The sequence below is a fragment of the Gordonibacter sp. genome (assembly GCF_036667095.1).
Lineage (GTDB): Bacteria > Actinomycetota > Coriobacteriia > Coriobacteriales > Eggerthellaceae > Gordonibacter.
The window spans coordinates 1-13,634 of record NZ_JAVWUP010000069.1; the positions used below are offsets into that span (position 1 = coordinate 1).

At 57.5% G+C, this 13,634-nt stretch carries 9 protein-coding genes and 2 tRNA genes; 8 read left to right on the forward strand and 3 right to left on the reverse strand.

Annotated features, from left to right (window positions below; all coding sequences use genetic code 11):
• Positions 1-33 precede the first annotated feature (33 nt).
• Positions 34-121, reverse strand: a tRNA-Ser gene (locus tag RR842_RS07780).
• Positions 122-513: 392 nt separating this feature from the next.
• Here RR842_RS07780 and RR842_RS07785 point away from each other — a divergent pair.
• The 4 genes from RR842_RS07785 (at position 514) to RR842_RS07800 (ending at position 3,257) form a co-directional block, all read left to right on the forward strand.
• On the forward strand, positions 514-1,005 hold the full coding sequence (locus RR842_RS07785; RefSeq protein WP_332521672.1) for a nucleoside deaminase: 492 nt from the start codon (positions 514-516) through the stop codon (positions 1,003-1,005).
• Between the two features lie 19 nt (positions 1,006-1,024).
• The gene (ispE, locus tag RR842_RS07790) at positions 1,025-2,026 is read left to right on the forward strand and encodes a 4-(cytidine 5'-diphospho)-2-C-methyl-D-erythritol kinase (protein ID WP_332514938.1); all 1,002 of its coding nucleotides are present in this window, start codon (positions 1,025-1,027) and stop codon (positions 2,024-2,026) included.
• 106 nt (positions 2,027-2,132) lie between these two features.
• On the forward strand, positions 2,133-2,687 hold the full coding sequence (locus RR842_RS07795; RefSeq protein ID WP_332514940.1) for a LemA family protein: 555 nt from the start codon (positions 2,133-2,135) through the stop codon (positions 2,685-2,687).
• A gap of 192 nt (positions 2,688-2,879) precedes the next feature.
• Positions 2,880-3,257, forward strand: a complete 378-nt coding sequence (locus RR842_RS07800) for a guanylate cyclase (protein WP_332514942.1) — start codon at positions 2,880-2,882, stop codon at positions 3,255-3,257.
• Positions 3,258-3,336: 79 nt separating this feature from the next.
• On the opposite strand, the gene RR842_RS07805 is transcribed toward RR842_RS07800, so the two are convergent.
• Positions 3,337-5,151: a flavocytochrome c gene (locus tag RR842_RS07805; protein WP_332729402.1), complete on the reverse strand. Its 1,815-nt coding sequence runs from the start codon at positions 5,149-5,151 to the stop codon at positions 3,337-3,339.
• A gap of 424 nt (positions 5,152-5,575) precedes the next feature.
• On the opposite strand from RR842_RS07805, the gene RR842_RS07810 reads away from it, so the two are divergent.
• Entirely contained in the window at positions 5,576-6,856 is a 1,281-nt protein-coding gene (locus RR842_RS07810) for a helix-turn-helix transcriptional regulator (protein ID WP_332729403.1), read from the forward strand.
• Positions 6,857-6,873: 17 nt separating this feature from the next.
• Here RR842_RS07810 and RR842_RS07815 read toward each other — a convergent pair.
• A tRNA-Ser gene (locus RR842_RS07815) sits at positions 6,874-6,964 on the reverse strand.
• 64 nt (positions 6,965-7,028) lie between these two features.
• On the opposite strand from RR842_RS07815, the gene RR842_RS07820 reads away from it, so the two are divergent.
• The 3 genes from RR842_RS07820 to hcp all read left to right on the forward strand — a co-directional run bounded on the left by RR842_RS07820 (position 7,029) and on the right by hcp (position 13,409).
• Positions 7,029-9,053 (forward strand): DUF2207 domain-containing protein, encoded by a 2,025-nt coding sequence (locus RR842_RS07820; protein WP_332729404.1) that lies wholly within the window; start codon positions 7,029-7,031, stop codon positions 9,051-9,053.
• Between the two features lie 188 nt (positions 9,054-9,241).
• Positions 9,242-11,563, forward strand: coding sequence for a GGDEF domain-containing protein (locus RR842_RS07825; RefSeq protein WP_332518511.1), 2,322 nt, complete (start codon positions 9,242-9,244; stop codon positions 11,561-11,563).
• A gap of 205 nt (positions 11,564-11,768) precedes the next feature.
• On the forward strand, positions 11,769-13,409 hold the full coding sequence (hcp, locus tag RR842_RS07830; protein WP_332565623.1) for a hydroxylamine reductase: 1,641 nt from the start codon (positions 11,769-11,771) through the stop codon (positions 13,407-13,409).
• The last annotated feature ends 225 nt before the right edge of the window (positions 13,410-13,634 follow it).

Here is a 13,634-nt window from a genome sequence, read left to right on the forward strand (position 1 = left end):
GTGGGGAGTGTCAAGTTCTGATCAGGTGAAGTCTGGCGGAGGAAGTAGGATTTGAACCCACGGTACCTTTCGGCACAACAGTTTTCAAGACTGCCGCCTTCAACCACTCGGCCATTCCTCCGCGTCTTGGATGCGCTTCTTGCGGGAGTTTCGCAGGGGTAGACTCGTCTTGCTCGTTGAGCAAAGGCGAGAAGGTCCTGCCCTCGAAACATTCCGGCGAAGCGTAGAATCAGGATAGCATATTCCCGGTTTTGCCCCAATGAAAAGATATGCTGCGGTGCGGCTTAAGTCATCCGGGTGTTTGCCGCTGTCGTGCTGTGCGAGGCGCTCAAACGCCGGGACAGAAACGCGACCTCGACGCTTATCGTTGTCCTGCGGGTACGCGCGAAGGCTCGCGCGGGTCTTTCAGTAGACCCGCAGACCTACAGACCCGCAGACCCGCCGGCGAAGCCTCTGCCTGCATATCTCATGTTGCCTGCGAGCGGCGTACCGCCTTCGCCTATAATGATCCCCATGAACGATGAAGACTACATGCGCTTGGCGCTGGAAGAGGCGCGACGAGCGGCTGATCTGGGCGAGGTTCCCATCGGGGCTGTGGTCGTGTATGAGCCCATCGATCCAGCCACGCGGCGCCCGATGGCTGATCCCTGCGTTATCGCGCAGGCGTGCAACCTGCGCGAGACGACGCGCGATCCTGCGGGGCATGCGGAATTTCTGGCCATGAAGCAGGCGGCAGTGGAGCTTGAGGCCTGGCGGTTGACGGGCTGTACCGTGTACGTGACGCTGGAGCCGTGCATCATGTGCGCGGGTTTGATGCACCAGGCCCGTATCGACCGTTGCGTGTACGGCGCGCCCGATCCGAAAGCCGGCGCCCTGGGCACGCTCTATCGAATCAACGAGGACGAGCGCCTCAACCATTCGTTCGAGGCAGTGCCTGGTGTGTTGGGCGACGAGTGCTCCGGATTGCTGCGCGACTTTTTCGCGAGCAGGCGGAAGAAGAAGTAGAAAGAAGCAAGGGAGACCCATGGCGGCAACCAAGTCAGAAAACACAGTCGATCTTTTTGCTGAAGCACGTTCGGCTCAGATAAAGGACCAACTGGGCCGACCCGCTTCCGGCACCGTGAAAGTGGTCGCACCAGCCAAGGTGAACCTGTTCTTGGGTATTGGCCCACGACGTGCCGACGGGTACCACGATGCCGTGAACATCATGCACGCGGTGAACCTGCATGACGTGCTCTATATGCAGGTGAAGGAAGGTTTAGGCGAAGAGCAAGGGCTGACCGTGCAGGTGCGTACCTCGGCTCGCGAGGGATTGGCCCCCTTGGACGTGCCTCCACAGGACAACCTGGTTTATCGCGCTATCATGCGGTTGGCCGAACGGCTCGGGCGCACCCAGCGCGAGACGATCGAAGTGCATCTCGAAAAGCATATCCCAGCCCAAGCGGGGCTGGGCGGCGGTTCGTCGGATGCTGCGGCTGCATTGGTGGGCGCAGCGCGCCTGTGGGACGTCCCCGACGATCATCCGGCGCTTGAGGAAGTGGCTCGCAGCCTCGGTAGCGATGTGGCGTTTTTCCTGCATGGAGGGTGCGCTTGCTTTGGGGGAGCAGGCGAGCTTTTCGAGCAGGCACTTGCTCCGATGAAAAAGCAGCTTGTGCTGATCAAACCCGATGAAGGCGTGTCTACCGCTGCTGCCTACCGTGCATTCGACGAATGTCCGCAGCTTGTCGATGCGGCACTCGAACAAACGGCTCGCCAAGCTGCGCAGGCGCAGGAGGTGCCGCTGTTCAACAACTTAGCCCCTGCGGCCGAACGCCTCCTTCCCCTTCTGGCTGACGTGCGCGTATGGACCTGCGCTCAGCCAGGGGTGGAAGACGTACTGCTCTGCGGCAGTGGCTCGACCACCTTTGCGGTATGCGTTGACTTCGATGCTGCTTGCCGCCTGTCGGCATCTGCGCGTCAACGTGGTTGGTGGGCGCGTACGACGGCGTTCGGCTCGGTCAAGGCCGCCGTTATGTCCCGTGGGTAGGACGCTGTTGCAATGATCGGGATTTACGTGCAAACTTGTTACCTGTGGCGTTCCCTGTATCGCGCTACACGATGGTAGAATAGATCAAACCGAGCAAAGGAGAATCATGAATATCGCTCTTATTATCGTACTGGTCGTCGTGGTTGTGCTGGTTGTTGCGGCCATCGCCCTGTACAACAATCTTGTTAAACTGCGCAACATGGTGGACAACGCGTGGGCTCAGATCGACGTGCAGCTGCAACGCCGCATCGATCTTATCCCGAACCTCGTGGAAACTGTGAAAGGTTACGCCGCCCATGAAAGCGGCACGCTGGAAGCGGTCACCCAGGCACGTACAGCCGTGATGAACGCTTCGACACCCCAGGATAAGATGGCCGCCGACAACATTCTCACCGGCACCCTCAAAAGTCTGTTCGCCGTTTCGGAAGCCTATCCTGACCTGAAGGCCAGCACGAACTTCCAGCAGCTGCAAACCGAGCTGGCGAACACCGAGGACAAGATTAGCTACATGCGCCAAAGCTACAACGACATGGTAATGAAGTTCAACACGGCTATCCAGACGTTCCCGGCGGTGCTGTTCGCGGGCATGATGGGCTTTACGCAGCGTGAGAGCTTCGATGCCGTGGCGGGTGCCGAGACTGCACCGCAGGTTCAGTTCTAGCACATGATGGTAACAAACGGTGCATAAGGCAGATACTGCTGAGTTCGATGAGCGCTGTGGTGAAGCGTCCGAAGCCGGGCGCTTTCATCGGCTGCTCCGGAGTCTCTCAGCGTGTGCTGCTTGCGGATGGCGCCGATTTGATAGGACAAACCTCACGAACCGAACAGGCCGGCTAAGGGAGGGGGAAGGACGATGATAGCGAGACTTTCCCGCATCGTTCCGCTGCTCATCGTGCTTGCCGTTATTGCTGGCATTGTATATCTGGTTGCGGCGTGGCGTTACTCGCCGAATCGGGCCAAGGAGATACTCATCAGGTTGTTCACGTGGCTGACCGGTATCATCTCGGGATTCTTCGGGCTCGCAAGCGCCTATGCCCTCATCGAGCGCAATATGGCGGTGCTCGAGTTGACGGCAACGTTTCTCGGTGCAGCGCTTGTTGCGCTGCTGGTAACACGCATTTGCCGCGCCGTGTTTGTGCGGAACCATCCCCAGTATAAGAAAAAGCCGGAAAAAGCGACACCGGTAGACAATCGCCCAAGACGGCCGTTCACGCCGCCTTGGAAGCGGTAACGAAGGTGCTGCGAAGAGAGCCGACCTTGGGGCCGGCTCTCTTCGTGAAGGGGGAAGTGCGCTAATCGGGGAGGAATGGTCAGGCGACGAAATCGGCAGCGTTGTTGCCGGCGACACGGCCGAACGTGTATATGTCCGCCATGGAGGTGGAGCCGAGGCGGTTTGTTCCCATCTTATGCCCGGCCACCTCGCCTGCGGCAAATAATCCAGGAATGGGGGTGCCGGAAGCGTCGAGCACCTCGGCCTTGGGGTTGATGTGCAGGCCGCCCATCGTATAGTGCACGGCAGGCTTGTATGCGACTACGTAGTATGGCGGCGTGCTAATCTTGGACATTTTGCCACGGTAGTTGAATTCGGTATCTTTACCTGCGTCCACGTAGCTGTTCCAGGTGTCGACGGTTTTCTTAAGCTCGGCGGCATCAATGCCGAACGGCTCGCAAACCTCTTCGAGGGTATCGGCTTTTACGCAAAGCTTACGCGACGAAAGGTTCTCGAACTCGTCTATATGGATGTCCACAACCTTCGTGTCATCGGCTGCTTTCTGGTCCCATATCTCGTAGGCCATTTCACCGGTCTGCGCGAGGATAGCCTTCGACAGTACATCGCGACGACCGAGTTCTTCCACAAAGCGCTTGCCTTCTTTGTTGAACATGATGGTGCGCTCGTCGAGGCGCATATCGTCCAGATAAATCAGTGCACCGTTGTCAACGTCGCAGATGGGATACGTTTGGATAAGGTCCATGTCGATAAGCTCGGCACCGATCTTCGAGGCCATGTCGAGACCGTCGCCCTGGGCACCCACCGAGTCGGTTGAGTTGAACTGCTCGCCGAAGTCGGGGTTCGCCTTGGCACGCATTTCGACGTTCGCGCCGAAGCCTCCGCAGGCCATCACGACCGCCTTGCAGGTGAACGACAACTCGTCGCCCGTTACGGTATTGGTGGCCTTAACGCCGCCAATACGGCCGTCCGCGCCTTTAACTAATTCGGTTGCCTTCGTGTTGTCGATAAGCGTGATGTTGTCGACGGTTTTTGCACGCGTGGTAAGCTTGGTGGTCATGGCGTTGCCAATGTGCCCCGTGGGGATGATTGAGCGCTTGACGGAATGGCCGCCGAAGAACAGCAGGTCGTGCTCCCACGATACCCCGCCCTCGAACGTGAGCCACTGGGCCGCATCGAATACCCCATTGGCAATGACGTTCACCAACTCCGGATCGCCGCGATAGTCGCCGCCCTTCAGCATATCCTCGGCAAGTGTTGCCGGGCTGTCTGCAATGCTGAGATTGCTCTGAATCCAGTTGTTCGGAACAGCCATCTCGCCGCCGGAGAGTGCCGTCGAGCCACCGAATACCCCCAGCTTCTCCATAAGCAGGACTTTCTTACCCTTGTTTGCAGCACTAATGGCGGCGGTGAACCCAGCCCCTCCCGTGCCGATAACGATGACATCGTAGGTTGTTTCAAGATTTTCCGGCGCAGGCTGCAGGGCCTTGTCGCGCTTCTTCCATTCAGACGACTTCTCGCCGGCAGAATCAAGTGCTTCAGACACGGCCCCGAGGAAAGCCATGCTAGAGAGCGTAGCTCCCGTGACGGTATCTACGTTGAGCGTCTGGTTGTCTACGATAAGTTTGGACAGCTTGTCCATGCAGGTGTCGCCTAGGCCGGAGGTTTCGCGTGACTTAACCACGTCGATGCGCTCTATTTTGCCTCCATTGGTAACTACTTCTATCTGAATGTTGCCGTGCTTGCCCATGCCCGAGCCCATGGTTGCGATGCTGGCATCGCTGGGTGCCTGAGATGACGATGCTTTGCCCGAAGGTGCGCATCCTGTAAGCGACAGGGCACCTGCCGCCGTGGCGATGGCCGATCCAGTAAGAAACTGCCTACGTGAAATTCCCATAACTTTCCTCCTTTTTCAGATGGTCCCGAGGGTCTCCCTTGCCCGCTGTCCGGCGTTGTGAAAGAAAGCCGCATAGGGTGGCTTCTCTGCCGAAGGGGAACGAGTCAAACATAGCACCACCGTCTCAGGGTTCAACCGTTTGCCGAGGTTAAACTTGTAACCCAGCCTTGAAAACCCTTGGTTTGCCCTACTGTTTGGGGCTATTATTATCGCGAAGATAGTAGGGGCCTATGACGGCGGCGCTGCCCAAGGGGAGGTGGCGCACTAGGTAGGATTAGGGGGAGTGGGTTGCGTGGTTGAAGGGTTTCTCGCACGCTGGAAAGGCATATTCTCGCGCATTGGGGCCATGCCTGTTGCGTTTTTGGGCGTCGGATTGTATCGCGCGTGGCTAGCCATATTTTTTCGGTTTGATGCGTTTCCGGGAATGGGATTTGCCGATTACGCATTGTTTGAGGGGGCTATCGGCGTGTCCTCACTTGCTGTTGCACTTTGCGCCTGTCGCATAGCGCCGCTTTGGTCGAACCGCCGCATAATCCGGGCGACTGCTGTGTTTATGACAGGTGGGTCTGCGCTGTGTGTCTTTGTTTGCTTTGTGGTTGAATCTGAGGTGCTGAAATGGGCGGGGCTTATAGCTGCGGGTGTAGGGCTGGGGTTTCTCATCCTCATGTGGACCGAATTTTACGGGACGCTTAATCCTTTGCGCGTTGCGGTATACCATGCGGCGGGCATATTTTTCGGGGAGCTGATTATCTGGCTGTTCACGGGGCTGGAGGCAGTGTACCTTGCCACTCTGTCTGTTGTGTTGCCGCTTATGTCCCTAGCCTGGATGCGTCGATCCATGCGGCATATTCCCGATGTCGATTTGCCACGTAAGATGGCGAAAGTCGATCGGGGGGCCGTGCCGTGGAAGCCTATCCTGCTGATGGCAGTATGCACCTTCGCGACGGGGTTCGGCGTGTTGCCCGATCAGCCAATTATTGCCGGGAATATCGTGGGCACGCTACTGGTGACGGCGTTTGTGTTCTTCGGCGTGCTGTCTGCATCCAAGTGGTTCAACTTCGACACTATCTATCAACTGGCGTTTCCCCTGATGACTGTTGGATTGCTGCTTATTGCACCCTCACTTTCCATAGGTCCCCAGGTTGCTGCGGGGTGCTATGATGCGGGCTATACGATGCTTTCTATGTTCATCATGATTATCCTTAGCAATATAACCTATCGATTCGGTATTAGCGCTGCATGGCTCAACGGCATAGAGCGCGGCATTCGCTATCTCATGGAGATGGCGGGCTGGGTTCTGTTTGCGGTGGGCGGAACGTATTTGACAACGGCTCAAAACGATACGTTGCATTTTGGTATCACGGCCGCCGTAGTGGTAGCGTTCGTGATGATATTCGCCACCGAAAAGCGCTTATCGGCGAAATGGGGCATCAACCTGCATGCCTCGGACAAGGCCGAAGGCGACGATGTGTTTTCTCCTGGTTTATTGGCCATGCGTGTGTCAGACTTATCAAAAGAGCATCACTTGAGTCCTCGGGAAGAAGAAGTGCTGCAACTTATGGCGCGCAAGGAGTCCCTCGCAGAAATCGAGGCAAATCTGTTTGTTGCACAGGGAACGGTAAAAGCGCACATCAGCCGCATCTATCGGAAGCTTGGCGTACACAGCAAAGAGGAATTGTATGGGGTGTTGGGGGTGGAAGAATAGGGGGTTCACCAAATCGATGGCGGAGAAGTAGGGATTCGAACCCTAGATGCCCTTGTGGGGCATACTCACTTAGCAGGCGAGCACCTTCGGCCTCTCGGTCACTTCTCCGCGCTATAATAGGTGCGGTTCGCTATGATACCGTGACCTTTCCGAACTTGCAAGGAGCATAAACGTGCAAAACACGAGTGATTCGTATATGGGCACACGCAGAGACCGTTTTTCGGGGTATCGCGCCGCCGCAGGGGCTTTGTTTCTTGTCGGCATGCTTGCTGTGGCTCTTTCCCTCGCCTTCGGCGCTCCCAGCCAGGCATTCGCAAAATCCTACGACATGCCCAAGGTGGATATTGCGGCGCAAGCCGAGACTAACGGTTCGCTGCATGCCGTCGAACAGCGCACCTTCAATTTCAACGGCGATTTCACGGCCGTATGGTGGACCTTCGACGGCTTGCCCTCGAATGCCGAGCTCAAGATCAATTCTATGCGTATGGCGCGGGTGGATGCAAATGGCGCGGCAACGGGTGAGTGGCAGACGATGCTAAGCGTCCCCTTCATGTTGGACTGGCGCGATTCGGGTGGGCCCGGTACCGATGCCTTCTCGTTCGATGCTCCCAAAAAAACGGTGTACGCCTTTTTCAACGCATCGGACGAGAAGGTGATGATCGAGCTGGACTATACCGTAGTAAACGGCGTGCAGGCTTACCAGGACATCGGCGAGGTGTACTGGAAGTATATTGGGAGCCAATGGGCGGAAGCTTCCGACAACGTCACCATGACGTTGTCGCTGCCGGTGCCGCAAGGCACGCAGGTTACGCCGGGAGACAACGTGCGTGCATGGGGGCATGGCCCCCTTGATGGTACCGTTACGGTGAACGCGGACGGTACGATTACCTATCAGGTGCCACACGTGAATGCGGGCCAGTTCGCCGAGGCGCGCGTGGCGTTCCCGGTGGCCTGGCTGACGAACCTGTCGGCTGATGCGGTCAAGCTTCGCGGCAACGAGATGCGTCTCGATCAGGTGCTCAGCGAAGAGAAGACGTGGGCCGATCAGGCTAATCGCGACCGTATGCTCTCGCTCGCGTTCGTTATCGGATGCGGCGTTATCTGCGTTCTGTTGATTGCCTGGGCTCTGCGCGCATACTTCAAGTACGGCAAAGAGCACCATCCCGGCTTCACGGACGAGTATTGGCGCGACGTGCCCGACCCTCGTATTCACCCGGCTGTGATCGGCCGGTTGTGGCGCTGGGATCGTGAAAATCAGGACGACTTCACGGCTACGCTCATGCATCTGTCGCACATCGGCGCTATCCGCATCGACAGCGGCAGCTACGACCAGTCGAAGTCTTTCGGTCGTACCGAGGCGGTAGACGACTACCGTCTCACCCGTATTCCTGCGGTGGCAGACAACGTGACCGACCCCATCGACCGCTCTGCACTGAGCTTGCTGTTCGGAACCGTGGCGGCAGGTCAGGACTCTTTGTGGTTCGGTTCCATCGAGAAGTTCGGTAAAGACCATCCAGAGCGCTTCGTTGACGAACTGAGCAACTGGCAAGGGCTCGTCTCCGCCCAAGCTAATCGCGAAGACTTCTTTGAAGCAAAGAGCAAACGTTACCAGGGATACCTAATCGCGATGGCTGTCGTCGTCGGCATAGCGGGCCTTGTCATCGGCTTCTTCATGGGAAACTTCATCCCGCTGATCTTCATGCTTCCCACGGCTATAGCGCTGGGCGTTATCGGTAACTATATGCCGCGCCGCAGCATGGAAGGGAACGACCTGGTGGCGAAATGCAAGGCGTTGCGCAACTGGTTGCGCGACTTCTCGGCGCTGGATGAGCGTCCGCCCACTGACGTGAAAGTATGGGGCGAGTTCATGGTGTACGCCTACCTGTTTGGTATTGCGGATCAAGTTATGAAAGAGCTGCAGACGCGAGTGCCCGAGCTGTTCGAGGCGGATGCGGGCGTGGTGGGCGGCTACGGCTACATGCCATGGTGGTTCTGGTACGCGCCGATGCACGGCCAGCACGGTTCGCTCATGCCTTCGGCAGGCGATATGTTCCATACGGCCGTCGCGAACACCGTGTCCACAGCACAGGCGGCGATGTCGGGTGCCAAGGGGGACTTCTCGAGTGGGGGCGGTTTCGGCGGGGGATTCTCCGGAGGCGGAGGCGGCGGTTTCGGCGGAGGCGGCGGCGCGCGATAGGCTGAATTCGGCGCGCTTTTCAAAGCGGCTGGGGCAAGAGATCCCCAGTCGCTTTTTTGTGCATTTAAACGTGCGAGCAAGTGGCATGACGTAAACGCATCGGGTTTCGTGTGGGTTCTGTCTGGTATACTTCCCGATGACGCGCTTGCTGCGCGGTTGATCGGCTATGACGACGGAGGACGTGGCACGTGCCCGCGCGCGAGGACATTGAACCGAGGCCTTCTCGCAAGAGCAATATCAAGACCGCGCTCGTATGCGGGGCGGGCCTCTTTGTCATCGTTATCGTTCTGGTCGTGTACGTCAACATCATCTCGCGTGAGACCGAATCCTCGCTCAACCTGTTCATGGAAGAGGTCGCCGACGTCGAAAGCGCCAATGCCCGCGCCATTTTCGAGGGCGAATTCAACATTTTGCATGGAGCTTCGGCGTTCATTACGCAGGAAAACATCGGGAATGAAGCCGCACTTCTCGAACGGCTTCGAGAAGTGGTCGATTCCGGGTCGTTTTCACGGGTAGGCGTAGTCGATCTTGAAGGTCACGGCGTTGCCTACGACCAGAGTTTGGGAAACCTAACTTCACGTGACTATATCGACCAGGATTTTGTCCGGAAGTCAAAGGGGGGAGCCGACTACGTCAGCGCTCCGTACGAAGACGAGCTGACGGGAGTCCAGAGCCTCGCGTTCTCCGTGCCCGTTTACGATATCAAGCACGAAGGCGGCGACCCTATCGGCGTGTTGGTCGGCGTTACCTCGGCCGAATCGTTTGCTAACATCATCGATGTCAGTCTGTTTGCCGGACGAGGTTCTGTCTCTATCATCGATTCGAGCGGAAACGTCCTCCTGCGATCTGCCGCTGCGGAAGTTGACGGCGTGGATGTGTTTTCGGCGGGATATGATAAGGCGGGCTTGCCGGACGAGGCGAAGGAGAGTCTCGCGAAAGGCGAGAGTGGTTCCGCCACGGTTATCCGGCCGAACGGAACGACGCTGTTCACCATCTATCGACCTATCGGCATCAACGACTGGTTCATCGACGTCGTCGTTCCTTCCGATTACCTGGAGGCTCAAAACCATACGGTGCTCGTCGCTTCCATGGTTATGGCGCTGTTCGTGGTGGGGGTTGTGTCGCTGCTGATGTATCTGATTCTAAGAGTGAGGCACCGCAGTGAAGGTGCGCTTGCACGAGCTGCGCTTACCGACCGACTGACCGGTATCGACAACGAGCTCGCATTCATGCGAAAGAGCGCAGTAAGGCCTGAGTACTACGAGGGCGGGTGCTCTCTTGTGTTGTTTAATCTGGTCGGATTCTCGCTGTTCAATACCATCTATGGCTTCGATGCGGGATCTGCCTGCCTGCGGAACATAGCGCACCTCTTGAAGTCCGACCTTCGTCGACACGAGTTGGTGGCACATTTGACGGGCGATCGGTTTGCTATGCTCGTTGAAACATCTGATGCCAGACGTGCCGACGCGAGGCTGGTGGAGCTGATGAACCGCATTGAGGCGGCAACCCGGGCCGACGATTCGCAATACCGTATTGTTTCTCAGTGCTGCGTGTACCGGTTGGAAAGAGCCGATTTTGAGCGCGACATCAACCTTATACTGCAAGATATGGCGGTGCCCCTGAAACGTGCACAGAGTCATGCGGGCTCGCGTATTGTCCGTTATGACGAGTGTGACGTAGCGGCCGCTACGCGTGCGCGGCAGATCGAAAGCATCATGTCGACTGCTCTGTCGGAAAAGGAGTTCCTTGCCTTTTTCCAACCTCAATACGATATTTCGGGCGATGTTCCCGTATTGTGTGGCGCCGAAGCGCTTGCGCGATGGAATTCTCCGATTCTGGGCTTGGTCACACCTGACGAGTTTATTCCCGTCTTCGAGCGAAACGGATCGATCAGCCAGATAGATCACTATATACTCGAACACGCTTGCGTGAGGTTGCGTCAATGGCTCGACGATGGCTTGCGGTGCGTTCCCCTATCCGTCAACCTGTCGCGCAGGAACCTGTTCAGCGCCGATCTGATCGAGCAGATCGAGCACGTTGTGGACAAGCACAGGGTTCCTCACGAGCTTATCAAGCTGGAATTGGCGGAGGGTATCGTTGCCGAGAACGAACGGCAGCTTATCAGCACGGCCGAGAAACTGCGTGCACGCGGATTCAAGATCGTCATGGACGATTTCGGTACCGGCTATTCGTCGTTCCCGGCGCTCAAGGACATTCCTTTTGACACCATCAAACTTGATCGGTCGTTCTTCGGAGAGTCGATTGCAGACAAGCGTGGCCGTGCTACGCTGATGAGCGTAATTGCCCTGCTGGAGCAGTTGGGCTTCAAAATACTGGCCGAAGGCGTGGAGACGGCCCGTGAGGTTTTCCAGCTCAAGGAATGGGGCTGCCAGACTATTCAGGGATACGTATTCGGCCGGCCAGTCGAAGGTACGGTATTCGAGCAGGAATGCCTGCGCCCGGCGCAAAACGATCTGATCTCAGCCCAGCTGGACGGGAGATCCTTCTAGTCAAGCTTCTCTCGCGTCTTGAATCGGAAGCCGCTCGCCAGCTCTCTCTTCGTATGTTGTAAATACAACATACGAGTGCCAAATATCTTCCTATAGTGGGAGCACAAACGTTGCAGACTGCTTTCTTCTTCTGTGCGGCGTGCGCCAGAAAAAGCACGCGGCAGCCTGGAACGTTGAACGCAAAACGCTCAGAGAGGAAGCTGCTATGGAGAGCACGATGTTCTGTTACCAGTGCCAAGAAGCGGTCGGGAACAGGGGGTGCGTTAATTCGGGAATGTGCGGCAAGAAGCCCGACACCTCCAACCTGCAAGATGTGCTGGTGTATGTGACACGTGGCCTGGCGCAGGTAGCCTCGCGACTACGGGCCGAAGGGAAGCCGGTCGATGCTGCCGTGAACCAGCGCGTGGCTTCGAACCTGTTCGTCACCGTCACAAACGCGAATTTCGACGACAGGGCGATTGCGTCGCATCTTGCCGACACGGTACGCGAGACCGCCGCGCTTCGAGCGCAACTGAGTAACCATGAGGGCTTGTCCGATGCTGCGACCTGGGAGCCGGCGGACAAAGCCGCCATGCTGGCGAAAGCACCCTCGGTGGGCGTGATGGCTACAAGCGATGACGATATCCGTAGCTTGCGCTGGCTGCTTATCTACGGGTTGAAGGGCATGGCCGCCTACGCCGAGCACGCTCGCATCTTGGGATACGACCAAGAAGAGATCGATGCCTTCCTGCAGGAGGCTTTAGCAAAGACGCTGGACGACGCCCTGACCGTGGATGATCTGATTGCCTTGGTGCTGGAGGCGGGAAAGCGCGGCGTGGACACGATGGCTCTGCTGGACAAGGCGAACACCGAGTCCTATGGAACTCCCGAGATCACCACGGTGCCTACGGGCGTACGCACCAACCCCGGCATCTTGGTGTCCGGACACGATCTGCATGACCTGGAGATGTTGCTCGAGCAGACGGCGGGGAGCGGTGTGGACGTGTACACCCACGGCGAGATGCTGCCCGCGCACTACTACCCTGCTTTCAAGAAGTACGATCACTTTGCCGGCAACTATGGAAATGCTTGGTGGCAGCAGAAAGAAGAGTTCGAGCAGTTCAACGGCCCTGTCTTTTTGACCACGAACTGCCTGGTCCCGCCGAAGGACAGCTACCGCGACCGTGTCTACACCACCGGCGCCGTGGGCTTTCCCGGCTGCAGGCACATTCCTGGCGGCCTTGGCGAGCAAAAGGACTTCTCGGAGCTTATTGAGCATGCGAAGCATTGCGATGCACCTACCGAGCTTGAGGACGGCAAGATTGTCGGCGGCTTTGCGCACACCCAGGTGCTGGCGTTGGCCGATAAGGTTATCGAAGCCGTGAACGCTGGTGCCATCAAGAAGTTCGTTGTCATGGCGGGGTGCGACGGGCGTGCGACGGGCCGATCCTACTACACCGACTTTGCCGAAGCCTTGCCGCAGGATGCGGTTATTCTCACGGCCGGGTGCGCGAAGTACCGCTATAACAAACTTGAGTTGGGCGATATAGGTGGAATCCCACGCGTGTTGGATGCGGGCCAGTGCAACGACAGCTACTCGCTGGCAGTTATCGCGTTGGCTTTGAAGGACGCGTTCGGCCTGGACGACGTGAACGACCTACCTATCGTCTACAACATTGCCTGGTACGAGCAGAAGGCCGTTATCGTGCTCTTGGCGTTGCTGGCCTTAGGGGTGAAGAACATTCACCTCGGTCCTACCCTGCCTGCCTTCCTTTCGCCAAACGTGGCGAAGGTGCTGGTGGAGAACTTCGGCATTGCGGGCATGGGGACGGTCGAGGACGACTTGGACCTATTCTTCGCCAGCTAGGCACACAGGGGGTTCGGCACCTGCTTTTTGCTGGTGTGCTTTCGATCTGTGGGGCAGTGCGTCTCGGTTTCGTATACCTACGATGCGCACAGATTCTTCTACGTTGCGCATCAGGTGCTTGATCGTGCGGCATCGCTGAGGATATAGGGAACGGTGACACGGTATTATGGCGGTATGCTGGTCGTTTCCACGGGGCTCGACGTAAACGAGCAGCCTATAGAGATG

What these genes read in the sequence shown, in the direction of transcription:
- RR842_RS07785 (WP_332521672.1), top strand. Translation starts at nt 514, where the DNA reads ATGAACGATGAAGACTACATGCGCTTGGCGCTGGAAGAGGCGCGACGA.
- ispE (WP_332514938.1), top strand. Translation starts at nt 1,025, where the DNA reads ATGGCGGCAACCAAGTCAGAAAACACAGTCGATCTTTTTGCTGAAGCA.
- RR842_RS07795 (WP_332514940.1), top strand. Translation starts at nt 2,133, where the DNA reads ATGAATATCGCTCTTATTATCGTACTGGTCGTCGTGGTTGTGCTGGTT.
- RR842_RS07800 (WP_332514942.1), top strand. Translation starts at nt 2,880, where the DNA reads ATGATAGCGAGACTTTCCCGCATCGTTCCGCTGCTCATCGTGCTTGCC.
- RR842_RS07805 (WP_332729402.1), bottom strand. Translation starts at nt 5,151, where the DNA reads ATGGGAATTTCACGTAGGCAGTTTCTTACTGGATCGGCCATCGCCACG.
- RR842_RS07810 (WP_332729403.1), top strand. Translation starts at nt 5,576, where the DNA reads ATGGGATTTGCCGATTACGCATTGTTTGAGGGGGCTATCGGCGTGTCC.
- hcp (WP_332565623.1), top strand. Translation starts at nt 11,769, where the DNA reads ATGGAGAGCACGATGTTCTGTTACCAGTGCCAAGAAGCGGTCGGGAAC.